General features: G+C 40.9%; 14 protein-coding genes and 8 tRNA genes. 4 read left to right on the forward strand and 18 right to left on the reverse strand.

Going from position 1 to position 17,709, the window contains the following annotated elements; translation table 11 throughout:
* Nucleotides 1-494 precede the first annotated feature (494 nt).
* Nucleotides 495-1,913: a sodium:alanine symporter family protein gene (locus L3V41_RS08790; protein WP_237115123.1), complete on the forward strand. Its 1,419-nt coding sequence runs from the start codon at nucleotides 495-497 to the stop codon at nucleotides 1,911-1,913.
* A gap of 194 nt (nucleotides 1,914-2,107) precedes the next feature.
* Here the strand turns inward: L3V41_RS08790 and L3V41_RS08795 are convergent, their stop codons facing one another.
* The 13 genes from L3V41_RS08795 to L3V41_RS08855 all read right to left on the reverse strand — a co-directional run bounded on the left by L3V41_RS08795 (nucleotide 2,108) and on the right by L3V41_RS08855 (nucleotide 8,113).
* On the reverse strand, nucleotides 2,108-2,377 hold the full coding sequence (locus tag L3V41_RS08795; RefSeq protein ID WP_237127604.1) for a hypothetical protein: 270 nt from the start codon (nucleotides 2,375-2,377) through the stop codon (nucleotides 2,108-2,110).
* Nucleotides 2,378-2,511: 134 nt separating this feature from the next.
* A tRNA-Leu gene (locus L3V41_RS08800) sits at nucleotides 2,512-2,598 on the reverse strand.
* 35 nt (nucleotides 2,599-2,633) lie between these two features.
* Nucleotides 2,634-2,707: transfer RNA gene (locus L3V41_RS08805), tRNA-Cys, on the reverse strand.
* An 18-nt stretch (nucleotides 2,708-2,725) separates the two neighbouring features.
* Nucleotides 2,726-2,801: transfer RNA gene (locus L3V41_RS08810), tRNA-Gly, on the reverse strand.
* A 290-nt stretch (nucleotides 2,802-3,091) separates the two neighbouring features.
* Nucleotides 3,092-3,178 (reverse strand) — tRNA-Leu (locus L3V41_RS08815).
* A gap of 39 nt (nucleotides 3,179-3,217) precedes the next feature.
* A tRNA-Gly gene (locus L3V41_RS08820) sits at nucleotides 3,218-3,293 on the reverse strand.
* A gap of 69 nt (nucleotides 3,294-3,362) precedes the next feature.
* Nucleotides 3,363-3,449: transfer RNA gene (locus tag L3V41_RS08825), tRNA-Leu, on the reverse strand.
* Nucleotides 3,450-3,483: 34 nt separating this feature from the next.
* Nucleotides 3,484-3,557: transfer RNA gene (locus L3V41_RS08830), tRNA-Cys, on the reverse strand.
* Between the two features lie 12 nt (nucleotides 3,558-3,569).
* Nucleotides 3,570-3,645 (reverse strand) — tRNA-Gly (locus tag L3V41_RS08835).
* A gap of 139 nt (nucleotides 3,646-3,784) precedes the next feature.
* Nucleotides 3,785-4,330, reverse strand: a complete 546-nt coding sequence (gene pgsA, locus L3V41_RS08840) for a CDP-diacylglycerol--glycerol-3-phosphate 3-phosphatidyltransferase (protein ID WP_062570777.1) — start codon at nucleotides 4,328-4,330, stop codon at nucleotides 3,785-3,787.
* A 41-nt stretch (nucleotides 4,331-4,371) separates the two neighbouring features.
* Entirely contained in the window at nucleotides 4,372-6,195 is a 1,824-nt protein-coding gene (gene uvrC / locus L3V41_RS08845; protein ID WP_062570776.1) for an excinuclease ABC subunit UvrC, read from the reverse strand.
* An 8-nt stretch (nucleotides 6,196-6,203) separates the two neighbouring features.
* Nucleotides 6,204-6,854: a UvrY/SirA/GacA family response regulator transcription factor gene (gene uvrY / locus L3V41_RS08850; RefSeq protein WP_062570775.1), complete on the reverse strand. Its 651-nt coding sequence runs from the start codon at nucleotides 6,852-6,854 to the stop codon at nucleotides 6,204-6,206.
* A gap of 107 nt (nucleotides 6,855-6,961) precedes the next feature.
* A complete protein-coding gene (locus L3V41_RS08855; RefSeq protein WP_062570812.1) occupies nucleotides 6,962-8,113 on the reverse strand; it encodes a dicarboxylate/amino acid:cation symporter in 1,152 nt (383 codons plus the stop codon).
* Nucleotides 8,114-8,523: 410 nt separating this feature from the next.
* Here L3V41_RS08855 and cysK point away from each other — a divergent pair, with 410 nt between their 5' ends.
* Entirely contained in the window at nucleotides 8,524-9,492 is a 969-nt protein-coding gene (gene cysK, locus L3V41_RS08860; RefSeq protein WP_062570774.1) for a cysteine synthase A, read from the forward strand.
* Nucleotides 9,493-9,640: 148 nt separating this feature from the next.
* The gene (locus L3V41_RS08865) at nucleotides 9,641-10,081 is read left to right on the forward strand and encodes a hypothetical protein (protein WP_130151447.1); all 441 of its coding nucleotides are present in this window, start codon (nucleotides 9,641-9,643) and stop codon (nucleotides 10,079-10,081) included.
* 46 nt (nucleotides 10,082-10,127) lie between these two features.
* Here L3V41_RS08865 and L3V41_RS08870 read toward each other — a convergent pair whose 3' ends face one another.
* Nucleotides 10,128-12,407, reverse strand: coding sequence for an acyl-CoA dehydrogenase (locus L3V41_RS08870; protein WP_237127605.1), 2,280 nt, complete (start codon nucleotides 12,405-12,407; stop codon nucleotides 10,128-10,130).
* Nucleotides 12,408-12,575: 168 nt separating this feature from the next.
* On the opposite strand from L3V41_RS08870, the gene L3V41_RS08875 reads away from it, so the two are divergent.
* Nucleotides 12,576-14,426 (forward strand): M2 family metallopeptidase, encoded by a 1,851-nt coding sequence (locus L3V41_RS08875; RefSeq protein ID WP_237115120.1) that lies wholly within the window; start codon nucleotides 12,576-12,578, stop codon nucleotides 14,424-14,426.
* A 57-nt stretch (nucleotides 14,427-14,483) separates the two neighbouring features.
* Here the strand turns inward: L3V41_RS08875 and L3V41_RS08880 are convergent, their stop codons facing one another.
* The 4 genes from L3V41_RS08880 to L3V41_RS08895 all read right to left on the reverse strand — a co-directional run bounded on the left by L3V41_RS08880 (nucleotide 14,484) and on the right by L3V41_RS08895 (nucleotide 17,597).
* Nucleotides 14,484-15,278 (reverse strand): putative porin, encoded by a 795-nt coding sequence (locus L3V41_RS08880; protein WP_062570770.1) that lies wholly within the window; start codon nucleotides 15,276-15,278, stop codon nucleotides 14,484-14,486.
* A 218-nt stretch (nucleotides 15,279-15,496) separates the two neighbouring features.
* The gene (locus tag L3V41_RS08885; RefSeq protein WP_062570769.1) at nucleotides 15,497-15,871 is read right to left on the reverse strand and encodes a PH domain-containing protein; all 375 of its coding nucleotides are present in this window, start codon (nucleotides 15,869-15,871) and stop codon (nucleotides 15,497-15,499) included.
* A gap of 2 nt (nucleotides 15,872-15,873) precedes the next feature.
* Entirely contained in the window at nucleotides 15,874-16,782 is a 909-nt protein-coding gene (locus L3V41_RS08890; protein WP_237127606.1) for an ABC transporter ATP-binding protein, read from the reverse strand.
* Nucleotides 16,779-17,597 (reverse strand): ABC transporter permease subunit, encoded by an 819-nt coding sequence (locus tag L3V41_RS08895; protein ID WP_062570767.1) that lies wholly within the window; start codon nucleotides 17,595-17,597, stop codon nucleotides 16,779-16,781. The genes L3V41_RS08890 and L3V41_RS08895 overlap by 4 nt, the downstream gene beginning before the upstream one ends.
* Between the last annotated feature and the right edge of the window lie 112 nt (nucleotides 17,598-17,709).

Genomic DNA, 17,709 nt, shown 5'->3' on the forward strand with positions numbered 1-17,709 from the left:
ATAGTCACTCATAAGAAATTGAGACTCTAAATTTGTTTGCGTCATCTAGCGAACTAGACTCTGCTGTTAGAACTCAATCTGTACGAGTGCCCACACAGATGATTGCTTTATATTGTTAAAGAACGTTGCGACGTTGTCGCTAGGGATGCGTATAATACATCCTTAATTTTTCGAGTCAACACTTAATTTCAAACTTTCTTTTTAGACCGTTTTAAACCGAAGTTTTACTTAACTCTCTGTCACCTTGTTCAGCGCCTTTCGTTGCTGCCCGCCGTGTCAGTGGATGCGCATTATAGGGAGATGGATTTTTTACGCAAGCACTTTTCGCAGGTTTTTTTGATTATTTTTAAATTAACCAGATACCCACCAAATGCAAACAAGTTACACACAGCAAGCTGTGGATAACGTGAGTTTTTTAACAGAATAACTAAACTCTCCTCTCTTGTTATGGTAAGTTTCGCCGCAGATTCCACTCGCTCACAAGGCAAGAAAAAATGACAGATATTATAAATAGTATAAGTGGCCTTCTCTGGGGCCACATTCTGGTTTACCTATTAATAGCCGCGGGGCTATTTTTTACACTTCGACTTGGCTTTATACAATTCACCCAATTTCCTCATATGGTCAAAGTGATGTTCCAAAGTCGCAAAGGATGTGGTGAAGGTATTTCTTCATTTCAAGCATTTTGTACTTCCCTAGCAGCACGAGTTGGTACGGGTAATATGGCAGGCGTGGCCGTTGCACTTTATTTAGGTGGCGCTGGGGCTATATTTTGGATGTGGTTGATTGCGCTAATAGGAATGGCGACCAGTTTTGCCGAAAGTACACTTGCACAAGCCTATAAAACCGTCGATGAAGAGGGTAACTTTCGAGGTGGCCCTGCTTATTATATGGAATACGGTTTAGGCAAACGCTGGATGGGCGTTATTTTTTCACTTTGCTTAATTTTAGCTTTCGGTCTTGTCTTTAATGCTGTTCAATCAAACTCTATTGCAGCAGCCTTTGAAGTTGCATTTGGAGTTCCTAATTATATAGTTGGTATCTCGCTTGTTCTTGGCTCCGGTATCATTATCTTCGGCGGGTTAAGAACAATCTCTCGATTTGCAGAAATGGTTGTTCCATTCATGGCTCTAGCCTACTTCCTCGTAGCTCTTTATGTTTGTATAAGTAACTACAATTTACTACCTGATGTATTTATGCATGTAATAAATAGTGCGTTTGGCATTGAGCAAGCTGGCGCTGGTGCTATTGGTTATGGTGTAATGCAGGCCATGATCCAAGGTATTAAACGTGGTCTGTTTTCTAATGAAGCCGGTATGGGTAGTGCAGCAAACGCCGCAGCGACAGCTACACCCAACCCTCCTCACCCAGCTTCTCAAGGTTACGTACAAATGCTAGGTGTATTTGTTGATACCATCATCATATGTAGCGCGACTGCGGCACTGATTTTATTATCACAACAATTGGTACCTGATTCAGGCGTGACTGGTATTGCATTAACACAAGCAGCACTAGAGGAGCATGTTGGCAGTTGGGGCGCAACTTTTATTGCGGTGGCAATTTTGTTTTTTGCATTTACCTCTATTGTTGCAAATTATTCTTACGCTGAAACTAATTTATTATTCTTAGAACATAATCATGCAGCTGGTATGTTAGTTTTTAGATTACTTGTTCTTGGTATGGTCATGTTTGGTGCACTTGGCGAGTTGCCAATCGTGTGGACTCTTGCGGATATTTCAATGGGGCTAATGGCTATTGTAAATGTAATAGCCCTATTCATGTTGTCTGGCGTCGTCATTTGGTTAGCTAAGGATTACAACACTCAACGCAAAGCGGGTAAGTTACCTACTTTTGATCCTTCGCAAAACAAAAAACTGAATCAAACAATTCCTAAAGGCGCGTGGCGCAAATAATCTAGTTTAATAAGTACTTAATTGGGGAGCGCTTGCGCTCCCTTTTTTGTATTTGCTAACTTTTCAAAGACAGACAATATGAATGTCGTCTGCTGCTCGTTGAGTTTATCTTTAAGTTGATGTGCAAGCTGTTCTTTAATTTGCTCTTTTAATACTTATTTTTGCTCAAAGGATAATAATCACTGTGTTTGTTGCTAATAAGATTGTACGGCAGTCAGCATATCCATCACTACGTCATTATCAAAGTCGATCAACGCTGTTTTAGCATCACCAATAGCCTGTTCTGATTTATCGAAAACAGTCGAAACTTTTTCAACTAACACATTAACTTCATGAATTTTAAGTACGTCATTAATGTTCGACATATTAATTGCGATAGGAATAAGCACTAATGAAATTGCTAAGCAAACCCCAAACACTGCACCAACCCAAAACTGATTTAAGCCCCGTTTAAATTGCTCCATTATCTTTCCTTGATCCTATTTATTGAATCAGTAGAACTTAAAAAAGACTTAGGAAACTATAGAGCTATTTTGGCAATAAAAAAATAATTAGATGAGATTGTTAAAAGAAATATAAAAGAGGTATTTTATATAAATGGTGCCCGGGGCCGGACTTGAACCGGCACGTCCTTACGAACGAGGGATTTTAAATCCCTTGTGTCTACCAATTCCACCACCCGGGCATCGGGTTGCTCATATGAGCGTGTGGAGTATTATATGGAGGCGGAACCCGGAGTCGAACCGAGGTAGACGGATTTGCAATCCGCTGCATGGCCACTCTGCCATTCCGCCTTATCGCTTCCAAATAATTGGAGCGGCACACGAGGCTCGAACTCGTGACCTCAACCTTGGCAAGGTTGCGCTCTACCAACTGAGCTAGTGCCGCAAATTTTTTCTGTCAGTATTTCGTCCGTTGGTGCACAACCTTGAGGTTGCAGTAATAACGTTCTGGCAACTGAGCTAGTGCCGCAAATTTTTTCTGTCAGTATTTCGTCCGTTGGTGCACAACCTTGAGGTTGCAGTAATAACGTTCTGGCAACTGAGCTAGTGCCGCAAATTTTTTTCTGTCAGTATTTCGTCCGTTTGTGCATAACCTTGAGGTTGCGGTAATAACGTTCTGGCAACTGAGCTAGTGCCGCAAATTTTTTCTTCATCCATAAACTATTTAAGTTTAAATGGTGCCCGGGGCCGGACTTGAACCGGCACGTCCTTACGAACGAGGGATTTTAAATCCCTTGTGTCTACCAATTCCACCACCCGGGCATCGGGTTTGCTATTTAAAGCAAGTGGATAAAGCTAATATGGAGCGGCACACGAGGCTCGAACTCGTGACCTCAACCTTGGCAAGGTTGCGCTCTACCAACTGAGCTAGTGCCGCATCATATTAACTCTAAGGTTAAATCTAAAAAATTTTAAAACTACACTTGGTGTTGCAGTTAACCACAAATGGTGCCCGGGGCCGGACTTGAACCGGCACGTCCTTACGAACGAGGGATTTTAAATCCCTTGTGTCTACCAATTCCACCACCCGGGCATCGGGTTGCTCTTAGAGCGCGTGGAGTGTTGAATGGAGGCGGAACCCGGAGTCGAACCGAGGTGGACGGATTTGCAATCCGCTGCATGGCCACTCTGCCATTCCGCCAAGCTAGATAATTGGAGCGGCACACGAGGCTCGAACTCGTGACCTCAACCTTGGCAAGGTTGCGCTCTACCAACTGAGCTAGTGCCGCTTTCTTTATCTTGGGGGCTATGCCCTCTCAACACGGACGCATTCTACAGAGATTATTAAACGCGTCAATATAAAAAATGCCAGTTTTGAACTGTTTGCTTATTTTTTATCTAAAACGGTGTGTAATTAGACGTTTAGGATCAATTTTTGGTCAACTCTGACCACGCAGCCATCAAATATTGCAACATAGAACTAAGCGTTAACAGTGTCGCAATATATAAAAGCCCATAACTTAAGTAGATCATCCAAGTGTCAAATTGCCAAATTAAGCCAATAATCGCTAGCATTTGTGCGGCGGTCTTGAATTTGCCCATATTTGATACGGCCACGTTGTCGCGTTTACCCTGCTCGGCCATCCATTCACGCAGTGCAGAAATAACAATTTCACGACTGATAATAACAAGTGCAGGTATTGTCATATATAAGCTCTGATAGTGACTAGAAAGCGCTACAAGTGCTGCGCAAACCATTACTTTATCGGCAACAGGATCTAAGAAAGCACCAAAGGGTGTTGACTGATCAAGTCGACGAGCTAAGTAGCCATCAAGAATATCAGTGATTGACGCAAGCCAGAATACAAATGCCGCTGCGAAAAACGCCCATGAGAATGGCAAATAAAAAATCACCAAAAAAATAGGGATTAGAAAAAGTCTAAAGGTTGTGAGTGTGTTTGGAATATTCCACATAACTACTTGGAGATGTCTTTTTTTCTATATTCGCATGAAGGCTACGCCTTGTCATGCAAATGATTAAATATCTTCTCAGCCATTTCAGGGCTGATCCCAGGAACTTGTTTTAATTGTTCTATATTAGCAGCTTTTACCCCTTGCATGCCCCCTAAATATTTTAAAATTGATTGACGACGCTTTTGCCCTACCCCAGAAATCTCTTCGAGTAGTGATTGAGTTCGCTGTTTTTGTCTTTTATTACGGTGACCTGCAATAGCAAAACGGTGTGATTCATCACGAATATGTTGAATTAAATGAAGAGCTGGCGCATCTGAATCAAGTGGAATTGTTTTGCGTCCTCCATCTATGAGTAAAGTTTCTAACCCTGGTTTTCGGCTAGTCCCTTTTGCGACACCCACTAACAGTGGCATTTTATTATGCGGCCACGTTTCAAAATACTGTTCAGCACGAGACAGTTGACCTTTACCACCATCGATGAAAATAACATCGGGTATTTTTTCTTCGTCGACTACTTTGTTGTAGCGCTTATTTAATGCGAACTCCATGGCGGCATAGTCATCTCCACCAGTAATCCCCGTAACATTAAAACGGCGATACTCTTTATTATTAGGTCCTTGCGAATCAAACACAACACAACTAGCAACCGTGTTTTCACCCATTGTATGACTGATATCAAAACATTCCATGCGATTAATATCATCAAGACGTAGCGTTTCTTTTAATTGCGCATAGCGTTTATTAATTGAGTCTTGGGTACTTTGTTTTACACTGATGCTATTTAATGCATTTTTGTTAGCTAGCTTTAGATACTGTGCCCGCTCACCTCGATTAGCAACTTTTAAACTGACTTTACGCTCTGAAATAGCCGTAAGTGCCTCACTTAAAGGCTCACCCTCTTCAATACTAAACGGTAATATAATTTCTTTGGCGATACGCCCTGTTGCACCGGGCGCTAAATAATACTGGCCTAAGAAAGAAGTCAAAATTTCTTCTTGCCCTGAATCCTTTGGCACTTTCGGAAAGTAGGTTTTACTGCCCAGCACTTTATGGTCGCGGATCATTAATAAGTGAACTGCATTTAAACCATTCAGATGAGCAAAGCCCACAACATCCATTTCAGCATGATTACCTGAAATAGATTGTTGTTCCTGCATTTTTCTAAGTAGCATTATTTGATCGCGCACTTTTGCAGCTAATTCAAATTTCAGCTCTTTACTGGCTTGCTCCATCTTGGCAATTAAATCAGCAATAACTTCATGTGATTTACCCAGTAAGAATTTACGAACAAAATCAACTTCTTGCTTGTATTCTTCATCTGAAACTTTATTGACACAGGGTGCAGAACAACGCTTCAATTGGTATTGAAGGCAAGGACGACTTCTAGCTCGATAATAAGCATCTTCACATTGGCGAACAGGGAAGATCTTTTGCATTAACCGCAAGCTTTCGGATACGGCACCTGCACTGGGAAAAGGCCCAAAATACTCACCTTTAATTTTGCGACTACCGCGGTGAAAAGCTAAGCGTGGATGTTTATGATCAGTCAGTAAAATATATGGATATGATTTATCATCTCGCAGTAAAATATTGTAGCGAGGCTGGTATTTTTTTATTAGATTATTTTCAAGTAATAGAGCTTCGGTTTCGGTATTAGTTAGAGTGACTTCAATACCACAAATATTACTTACTAAGACACGGGTTTTACTATCAGTAACATTACTGCGGAAATAACTACTGACACGCTTTTTTAGGCTTTTAGCCTTCCCTACATAAATTACTTGCCCTTCATTATCAAGCATCCTGTAGACACCAGGTTCGCTTGATAATGTTTTAAGAAAGCGGGCAGAATCGAAATCAGACATTGAGCAAATTAATGCGAACTATCAATATCGATCATTTTATGGCGGATCGCTAAATGAGTTAGCTCTACATCACCACCCACATTGAGCTTTTCAAACATGCGGTAGCGATAACTATTCACTGTTTTTGAACTGAGGTTAAGACGGTCAGCGATATCTTGCGCTTTTTCACCTTTAGTGATCATTAACATAATCTGTAACTCACGCTCAGATAAACTCTGAAACGGGTTTTCATCTGTTCGACCACTAACCTGTGCAAGTGCAATTTGCTGTGCTATTTCTGGTGCAATATAACGTTGACCTGCATTTACAGCACGAATCGCATTCACCATTTCATCTGAGCCTGCCCCTTTGGTTAGATAACCATGAGCACCTATCTGCATCACTTTGCTAGGAAATGGGTCTTCGCAATGCACAGTAAGCACGATTATTTTTACATCTGGGCAATAACGACAGATTTTCTTCGTTGCTTCTAACCCGCCTATACCTGGCATATTCATGTCCATTAACACTATATCAGGTGAATTTTGACGGCAAAACTGTACTGCTTCTTCACCGGTTTTAGCTTCACCAACCACTTTAAAACCACGAACATCATCAAGTATACGTCTGATCCCTGTCCGTACAAGTTCATGGTCATCAACTAAAAGTACATTAATCAATGGAACACCCTCGAATAACCCAAATATATGCTTTCGCACAATTTAATGTGCCACATTAGCACAGAAACAGCGAAACGATAAATCAAATATCGTCTCGCAAATTAATTTTATGACGAGGCTTTCTCGCTAAAGCGATCAACCCACAATGCAATAATACCATCGCCTGTAACATTACAAGCAGTACCAAAGCTATCTTGCGCTAAATATAGTGCAATCATTAATGCAACAGCGCCTTCATTGAAGCCAAGCATACTGGTTAAAAGCCCCAATGCTGACATAACTGCGCCACCAGGTGCACCCGGTGCTGCAATCATGACGACACCTAACATCATAATAAATGGCAACATGCCGAATAATGATGGCACATCCATATTTGGTGACAAAAACATAACGGCTAATGCGCAAGTAACTATCGTAATAGTTGAGCCTGATAAATGGATGGTTGCACATAATGGTACAGTAAAGTTTGCAACATCTTCTTTTACATTATTTGCTTTGCTCGCACGTAATGAAACTGGGATCGTTGCAGCACTCGACATTGTCCCTAAAGCAGTAAAATAAGCTGGAAGCATATTTTTTACAAGTTCTATTGGATTACGTTTTAATAAAAGACCCGTACTAACATATAAAACTGTTAACCATAACCAGTGCATAATCAGTGCAGCAAGTAAGACAATACCAAACGTTTGTAGTGTATCAACGACTGTGCCTGCAACGGTCATTTCAGCAAAAACACCTGCAATATAAAAAGGAAGCGCAGGGATAATAACTTTTGCTAACAAGCCATCAATTACATCGCGTCCTTGGTCCGACACTTTTTTTAATGTATCAAGTTGCAGTTGACTCATGCCAATACCAAACACAAATGCTGTAGCCAAGGCTGTCATAACCCCCATAAGAGGAGGAATTTCTAAATCGATAAAGCTTCCTACTTCAGTCGCAATTTCAGCTTCGTAGGTTAAGCCACCGTCAAACAACGGGATAATCGTACTAACCAGTAAGAAAGCAAGTGTGCCCGCAATAATAGTCGAGCCATAAGCAAACCCTACTGTTTTACCAAGCAAGTGACCTGAGCCCTTTGGTAAGCCTGCAATACCTGATGCAATAAAGAATAAAATGATCAACGGTATCGTAAAGGTAATCAACTGACCTATTATTTCTTTTATTGTATAAAGGAGTTCAACACCTGTTAATGGCACATATAGTCCCACTAAGATACCAGCAACAATGCCAGCAATTAACTTTAGAATTAAATTCATAACGATCACTTCAATTTTTAGGTGGTAATCTTTTACCACGTTTTGATTTACTTTTGTTATAAAACAGCCAAATTTACGTTTGATTGCGCAATTTACCATCACAACTGACAAGAATCTAATTTGAAAATTGATCTCAGTTATAATGATTGCATTAAATACATGCCGAGTGATTACCTTTTTGAAGAAGCCGAACACATCACTCACTTAATTCTTTAAGCGTAAAAACTCCCCCGACTATGTGGCAGCTCTGATGATTTTTGGCTTATTCCTAAAAGCTATAAGCCTATTCGCTATATGTTATAGCCAAACTTTACTTTCGTTTTTTATTTGGCGAAGTAAAGTGTGACTATTACAGATCGGTAGCCTAAGCTATTTGATCACGATTGATAAATTGCTTCCAAGGGAACACTATGTCTAACATTTTTGAAGATAATTCATTAACGATTGGCAATACGCCAATTGTAAAGCTTAATCGCGTTACCTCAGGTAATGTTTTCGCTAAAGTAGAATCTCGTAACCCAAGCTTCAGTGTTAAATGCCGCATTGGCGCTTCAATGATCTGGGAAGCAGAAAAGTCAGGTGTTTTAACGAAAGAAAAAGAGTTAATCGAACCAACATCTGGTAACACAGGTATTGCTCTTGCCTTTGTTGCAGCTTCTCGTGGTTATAAATTGACACTGACTATGCCCAATACGATGAGCTTAGAGCGTCGTAAACTATTAAAAGCTTTAGGCGCCAACTTAGTCTTAACAGATGGCGCTAAAGGCATGAATGGCGCTATTGAAAAAGCAAAAGAAATTCAAGCAAGTGAGCCTGAAAAATACATTCTTTTACAACAATTCGAAAACCCAGCTAACCCGAAAATTCACTTTGAAACAACGGGTCCTGAAATCTTCGAAGCAATGGATGGTAAAATCGACATTTTCGTAGCTGGTGTAGGCACGGGCGGTACTATTACAGGTGTAAGCCGCTACCTTAAACTAGAAAAAGGTTTAAATGTTCAATCTGTTGCTGTTGAGCCAACAAACTCACCTGTTATTAGCCAAACTCTAGCAGGTGAAGAAATCAAACCAGGTCCTCACAAAATTCAAGGTATCGGTGCCGGCTTTATCCCAGGTAACTTAGACCTAGAAGTTGTTGACGCTGCTGAGCAAGTATCAAATGAAGATGCGATTGCAATGGCGCATGAGTTAATGAAAAATGAAGGTATCTTGGTAGGTATTTCATCTGGTGCAGCAGTTGTTGCGGCAAAACGACTTGCAGAAAAACCTGAAAATGCAGGTAAGAATATTGTGGTAATTTTACCAAGTGCGACAGAGCGTTATTTATCAAGCCCATTATTTGCTGAAGAATTCAGTGACAAAGAGCTTGTTCAATAAATAGCTTAATTAAGATAAAAAAGGATGCATATTGCATCCTTTTTTATTATAAAATAAAAATAAACCAACCTAAAACACCTAACCACCTTTACAAGAAAGTTATTTAGTCACACACTAAAGGCAAATTATATTTTCTAAACCATGAACAATGAAAAAAATACTTTTTATTTGTGCCCTACTAAGCAGTGTTCTACTGCTCGGATGCGGACCTGAAGATGCCCCGAAAGGTGAAAAGAATACCCCAGGAGTAACGGCGACGCTCTTCTTTGACGCTTTATATAATAAACAAGATTTAAACTTAGCGACCCAATATGCAACGCCAAAGATGGCGCGAATTATGAAATCTTATGGTACCGCTAACCAGTTTGCCCGTAATTTGGTTAATATGCAGTACGATGAAGTCGTGATCGAAGTCGACATGACGAATATGAGTTTGCGAGAGCAGTACGGTGATAAAGCCAATATCAATCTTATTTTTACTGGCTACTTCAATGGCAAAAAAATTGATGATATGCGTAGCGTTAAAATGATACGTAAAAAAGGTGATTGGTATATTGAAAAAATTAACCCCGACCCTTTTGCTAGATAAGTGAAGACAAAAAAGCCTTGCTAAGCAAGGCTTTTTAATGCGTTGATTAGAGTTCACCAGGCGCGAAATTATCCACAGCGATTGCTTGCTTACGTAGCGCATTCGCTTCACTCATACGCTCAGCGACGGTTGCATTAATTAAGTTTTTCTCAGCAGCTTCAACGATAGCATCCTCAAGCTCTAGATTACGGGAAATCGAGCCTTCTTTTTGCCATTTTCGTAATTGTTTAAAGTCTTCCTGCGTATCTATCATGGCTAAGAAAGCATTTTCCATTACACCAGTTCCCGCTTTATCGTCTACGTAGCATAAATGGGTCAATCTGTCCCTAAATACACCAGGGTTAGTCATGTGCTCACACATAGTCTGTGCTAGCTCATCACTTGGGCGATGGTAATGGTTACCCAATGGGAAAACGATACGCTTCAGTAAAAAGTTAACAATCGGGTTCGAAAAGTTTTTGAAAAAGCCGTCAAATGCTTGGCCAATACTATAAAGCGAATGTTCTACTGCATATTGAACAAACGGTAAATCGGCTTGTTGACGCCCTTCATCCTCGTAGCGTTTCAGAACGCATGAGGCAAGATATAAGTGGCTCAGCACATCGCCTAAACGCGCCGAAATCATCTCTTTGCGTTTTAACTCGCCACCTAATACCAACATAGCAACATCAGTACAAAATGCTAAGCCTCGACTCATTCGGCTCAACTGTTTGTAATAGTGACTTGTCACTCCACACACTGGAGATTTAGCAAAGTAACTGCGTGTTAAACCATGTACAAAAGCCATACCCGCATTGCTTGTTGCAAACAAAATATGCTGTAGCAGTAATGAGTCAAACTCTTTCAGTGCAAGGTCATGATCTTCCATTGCAGCGGCTGCCATTTCTTTTAAAACAAATGGGTGGCAACGAGTCGCACCTTGACCAAAAATCATCAAATTACGAGTAAGAATATTTGCCCCTTCAACGGTGATCGATACAGGGATCCCCATGTAACCATGGGCAAGATAGTTATTAGGACCTACTTGAATGCCCTTACCTGAATGAATATCCATGGCATCATTCATTACAGTGCGACCCATTTCTGTCATATGGTACTTAGCAATGGCTGTCACTACTGATGGACTCAGCTTTAAATCTATGGCGCCAGCGGTCATTAACCTTGCAGATTCAAGGGTGTATGTTAACCCACCGATACGCGCAAGCGCTTCTTGCACGCCTTCGAATTGGCCAATTGACACACCGAATTGTTGCCTTACCGTCGCATACGCCGATGTCATACGTGATGCAAGATGGCCTGTTGCAGTGCTGAGTGCCGGTAGCGAAATACCACGACCAGCGCTTAAGCATTCAACCAGCATGCGCCAACCTCGACCAGCCCCCTTTTCGCCACCAATGATCCAATCAAGCGGAATAAACACATCTTTACCATAGGTTGTGCCATTCATAAATGCCATATTGAGAGGATAATGACGCTCACCCGTTTGCACACCTTCGTGATCAGTCGGAATAAGCGCACAGGTAATACCTAACTCTTTTTTATCGCCCAACAGACCATCAGGATCGTACATCTTAAATGCAAGACCTAGCACTGTAGCAATTGGTGCAAGGGTAATGTAGCGTTTTGACCAATTAAGCTTTAAACCGATTACTTCTTCACCATTATGCATGCCCATGCAAACAACGCCAGTATCGGGAATACTACCGGCATCCGACCCTGCCTCTGGACCTGTTAACGCAAAACAAGGGACATCATCACCTTTAGCTAAGCTTGGTAACCAACGCTCTTGTTGCTCTTTAGTTCCGTAATGAAGCAGTAGCTCACCAGGGCCTAAACTGTTTGGTACCATTACGGTGACCGCAGCAGTTAAACTTTTGGTGGCAATTTTTGATACGATGGTCGAATTAGCAATGGCTGAAAATTCACGACCACCAAATTCTTCAGGAATGATTAACGCAAAAAAGCCTTCTTTCTTTAAATATTCCCAGACTTCGTTTGGTAGGTCTTTATCTTTTTGGACAATTTGATAATCATCAAGCATAGCAAGTAACGTCTCAACCTGCTTACTCATAAATGCGCGCTCTTTATCACTGAGTTCAGGTTTAGGAAAACTATGTAGTTTCTGCCAGTCAGGGTTGCCACTAAATAGCTCACCATCCCACCACACGTCGCCCGCTTCCATGGCTTCACGTTCTGTTTGTGATAAGGGTGGCAATACTTTTTTAAACATACTAAACGTTGGTCGAGTGATCAGATTAATGCGAATATCTTTTACAGCAAAAATCACAATCACAGCAACCAGTAACAGAATGATTACGGTCGTCATTATGCAATCCTTTTATTTAAATTAACTGTCTTCAAGTATGACTGATCGTGCAATAAATACAACGTAAGCCACATCTCGTAAATTGTTCTCATCTACATAGTTTGTTGTTTATCAAGACGCTGCTATTATGCAGGGGCAATAAATAACAATAAACTTCTAGGGAATGTTATGAAAAAGACTCCATTTAAACTCAGTATGAGCGCTCTCATGGTGGCCAGTGCACTTGCACTTTCAGGCTGTAATGATGACGCTACAAATACCAAAACAGCTACGGCTGAAATCAAAAAAAGTCAGGTGACACCGCAAGATGCTGCTAAATTTATCGCCGATACAGAAAAAGAGTTAAGTGCGCTTTATTTAGAAGCAAGTCGCGCTGAGTGGATTTATGCCAACTTCATCACGCACGATACTGCAGAGTTATCAGCTGAGGTTAATCGTAAGATGACCGAAGCTGTTGTTCGTCTTGCTAATGAAGCTGCAAAATTCGATAGTTTAGAACTGGATTACGATGCGCGTCGTAAGCTAGACAAGCTAAAACTAGCGCTAACTTTGCCTGCCCCACAGGATGCTGAAAAAACAGCAAAACTCTCACAGTTAGTTGCTGAACTAGGTGGTATTTATGGTAAAGGTAAGTACTGTAAAGAAGATGGTAGCTGCTTAAGCCTTGGCGAGATGACCGCGAAAATGGCGACAAGCCGCGACTACAATGAACTACTGGATTTATGGCAAGGTTGGCGCCAAGTTTCCAAACCGATGCGCCCACTTTATGAGCAGCAAGTTGCACTGACTAACGAAGGTGCTAAAGAGCTTGGCTATGCAGATACTGGTGCTATGTGGCGTAGTAAATACGATATGCCAGCGGATGATTTTGCAAAAGAGCTTGACCGTATTTGGGGTCAAGTTAAACCGCTTTATGATTCATTACATTGCCATGTTCGTGCCAAGCTCGGTGAAAAGTATGGCGAAGATAAGGTCCCTCAAGACCAACCAATTCCTGCGCATCTGTTAGGTAATATGTGGGCACAAACTTGGGGGAATATCTACGATGTAGTTGCGCCGGAAAATGCAGATCCTGGCTACGACGTAACAGAGTTATTAGCAAAACATGATTACGACGAACTGAAAATGGTGCGTGGCGCCGAGAAGTTCTTTACTTCAATGGGTTTTGCGCCATTACCAGACACTTTCTATGAACGCTCACTATTCACTAAACCACAAGATCGTGACGTACAGTGTCACGCTTCAGCATGGAATATAGATAGCAAAGATGACCTACGTATCAAGATGTGTATTCAGCGTACCGGTGAGGAATTTTCTGTTATTCACCACGAGTTAGGCCATAACTTCTACCAGCGCGCCTACAACACGCAACCTATTTATTATCAAGAAAGTGCGAACGATGGTTTCCATGAAGCCATTGGTGACACTATTGCGCTGTCTGTTACACCTGACTACTTAAAAGAAATTGGTTTATTAGACGAAGTGCCTGATGAATCAAAAGATATCGGTCTATTAATGAAAATGGCACTGGATAAAGTCGCCTTTATCCCATTTGGCTTATTAGTTGACCAATGGCGCTGGAAAGTATTCTCAGGTGAAGTAACACCCGAAAATTACAACAAAGCCTGGTGGGAACTACGTGAAAAATATCAAGGCGTTCAAGCGCCTATCGCACGTAGCGAAGCAGACTTCGATCCAGGTGCTAAGTATCACGTACCGGGTAACACCCCTTACACGCGTTATTTCTTAGCGCATATTTTACAATTCGACTTCCACAGAAGTTTATGTGAAATTGCTGGTAACAAAGAAGCGATTCATCGCTGTTCAGTGTATAACTCAAAAGAGGCTGGTGAAAAGCTGAATGCGATGTTAGCAATGGGTTCAAGTCGCCCATGGCAAGAAGCCCTTGCTACAATAACGGGGAAAGAAGAAATGGATGCAACAGCAATCTTAGATTACTTTGCGCCATTACAAAAATACCTTGATGAGCAAAATAAAGACCGTCAGTGCGGATGGTAAGATACTAAAAACTAAAAAGCCCGCATGATGCGGGCTTTTTTACAATCAAATTAATGATTAGAACTGTAAGCTTACGTTAGCAAAGTATGCATCGTAATCTGAGTCATCCCAGTTGTTACCGTAACCCGCTTTTAAGCCAACGTTTTTATTGAAGAAGTGTTGAGCACCAAAGCTGTAATCATCTTCTTTGTTAAACGTTACAAATACTGACGTTGCTTTAGAGAAATAGTAGTTAGAACCTAACTCCCATGAGCTACCGTTATCATCTGTATCAGAGATTGTACCTTCAACTGTAAGGTAGTTACCTTGTTGCAGATCTACGAAGTATTTAGCATTTACTGCGCGGTAATCAAACTCGTCATCAGCAGTTAAAGTAAAACCAATGTAATCAGTGCTGTTTAACTGGTGGTTATACTTAAGATCAAACATCACTGAGTTGTCACCGTCTTCAACGTCAACGAAAGTCGCTTTTAATAATAAGTTTGGATTGAAGAAGTAACCAGCAGAAACGTTAAATACATCTGTGCTTGAACCAAAATCTGAGTCATAGTTGTTGTAACCAGCGCCGAATACAAAATCTTCTACAAAGTACTCACCACCTAAGCCTAATACATCACCAAAATCATCGTCTGAATAAGCACCATAAACGTTAGTCGTTTTGTTGATGTACTCAAACTGGTCGTAAGGACCCATAGTGTTCTTTGGTGCAAAGTAATAAATTGAATCAACACTTACTGTGTCATTGCCATCGGTGTCCGTATACCCTAAGTGGCTGATTGATTGATAACTGTCCGCAGCAGTCGCGGCAGTTGAAAGAAGCATACTCGAAATAATAACTGCTAACTTTTTCATAAACAGATTTCCCTATAAACATTGTTTTAATTGCTACAAAACTAGCCAAATGGCTAAGTTGGGCACATGCTAACGCGAGAAAACTGAACGGGAACTTAACTAACTCCTTGTTTTTAATCAACTAATTGTAATAAATTGTCGGCAAATGTAAAGAAAAAGTTGGCCCGAATTTTCAATTCAACACCAACTATATTATAAATCACTTTATTTTCAATGCATTATAATGAAAACTCACTAATTATTCTATAAACCTCATTAATGTTATCACCTGCTTTGAAGTCTTTGCTGATCGGAGTAGGATCTGACCCTACCCAGATTTTCAGCTCTGCATCTAAATCAAAATGCCCCGCGCTTTCTTTACTAAATTTAGTAATTTTTGAGTAAGCAATACTTAGCATTTCCACTTTAGACCCCGTAACACCTTGTTTATCAATAATAATCAATCTTTTATTGGTGAAGATAAACATATCACGGATAACCTTATAGGCCTTTTGCACTGTTTCACCCGCGATAAGCGTGTTGGCAAGTAATTCTTCTAGATCATCATTATCAACTTCGCTAGCATTACCCATTAATCCACTTAGTAAACCCATAACTAACTCTCCTTATGAAAAATTTGGTTTTCGAGTGTGTGACCATTCACTAGTTGACGATACTGCCAACCTTGTTGATAACAAAACTGTAATAGATTGATATCAAATGGTTCGACAGTCTGCTCAAATTCAATGACATATTCTTTTGCCTGGCTCATATAAACATGATGCACCTGGGCAAGACTTGCAAGCTTAGCTTCTACATCATCATAACGTTGATTCAATTGTAGTGTTATATAATGCTTATTATCTTGTGTGCTAGAACGCGCTTGATGCTCACTCAATACCCCTTTATCTAGGTGTAATACTTGCGAACATAAACGCTCAAGTTCGGTTAGATCATGGGAGCTTAAAATAAATGTGGCTTCATTGCTTAAAGAGCTCACAAGCTCACGAACCTCACGCGCGTGGATAGGGTCCAGACCTGCAGTCGCCTCATCAAGCATTACAATTTCAGGTTCACCTATAAGTGCTTGCGCAATTGTGACTCGCTTACGCATCCCGTGAGAAAGATCGTCTGAGCGCTGTTTAGCCACTTCAGATAAACCCACAAGTTCCAGAACACGTGCTGTTTCTTTTTTACGAACCGTGCCACTTAAACCTTGCAGTTGACCATAAAAATTTAATTGATGCGCAATACTAAAACGCGGATCAAGCTGTGCATCTTGTGGTAATGCCGTAAGCTTACCAAATAAAGCCGCACTACCTGGGGCGTGGCCCAACACTGATAACTGCCCCGAACTTGGTAAAATATAACCGCATAACAAACTAAATAAGGTTGTTTTACCAGCACCATTAGGGCCAACAAGTGCAACTGGCGCTCCTTTATTTATTTCAAAGCTGACATTATCAAGCGCTCGCTTAGCTCCATAGTTTTTTGATAAACCTTGTGCCTGAATTAATACTGTCATAGTGAGCTCCTTGCAAAAATTCGTTCACCCACCGCAAGCAGCACAACTGTTTGTAAAACAGGTAAACCGACCCCTAACATCATGCCTGCTCTTTGTCCCGCGACTACATCGATTTGGTAGCCAGGAAATAAATAATATAGAACGTCAAGTAAAGGCAGCTGCCAAGTAAGCAAACCAATAATAATATTGCCGCCAGCAAAAAATAAAATAGCTAACACAAATGCAAGACGAGATGAGCGCGCAAACGTATTTAGAAAACTCATTAAAGCAATAAACGGCATTACAGTAATTAGCAGAAACACTAAGAGTGTCAGGCTTCTTGAAAAACCAGAAAGAAATAAACTTGGCTCACGATACGTCAACATAGCAAGCGTTGCCATCAGAGTAACAAATAACAATGCTGCTAAGATTAATAATTGCCCTAAAAAGCGGCCAATTATAATCTCTGAACGGGTTGCCCGTAGTGACAAAAAGCGTAGCGTACCACGCTGTCGGTCTCCAACAGTTTGGTCACTACATAAAAACAAGCAAAAGCAAGGGAAGCTATATAAAGCGATTAGCCAGTACATCGCTAGCTCTGATTCAGGCCAATCTAGCAACCGGCTGATACCGATAGCACCAAACGCCTGCCTAGCAAAGTCAGCAAACTCAGGGGAGCTAATCAAATTCACAGATTCAGCTATGGGATAGCGTAAAATAAGTAACCAACAAATGGCGAATGCAGCAACCGCTAGCAAACCACGTTTGGTCAAAAATAGTCGTACAAGTTCAAATTGAGCAATTTGCGCAAGACGTTTAGGGTGTAACTGCGTCACTCACAATCCTTAATGAATATTATTATTGGAATTACACTAAGGTGAAACAGCTTGAATTACCAGAAAAAAAAGAGCCGCATTGCGGCTCTTATGTAACAAAGTATAAACTTTT

The organism is Pseudoalteromonas sp. L21 (assembly GCF_021728035.1).
In the GTDB taxonomy this organism is placed as follows: domain Bacteria; phylum Pseudomonadota; class Gammaproteobacteria; order Enterobacterales; family Alteromonadaceae; genus Pseudoalteromonas; species Pseudoalteromonas arabiensis.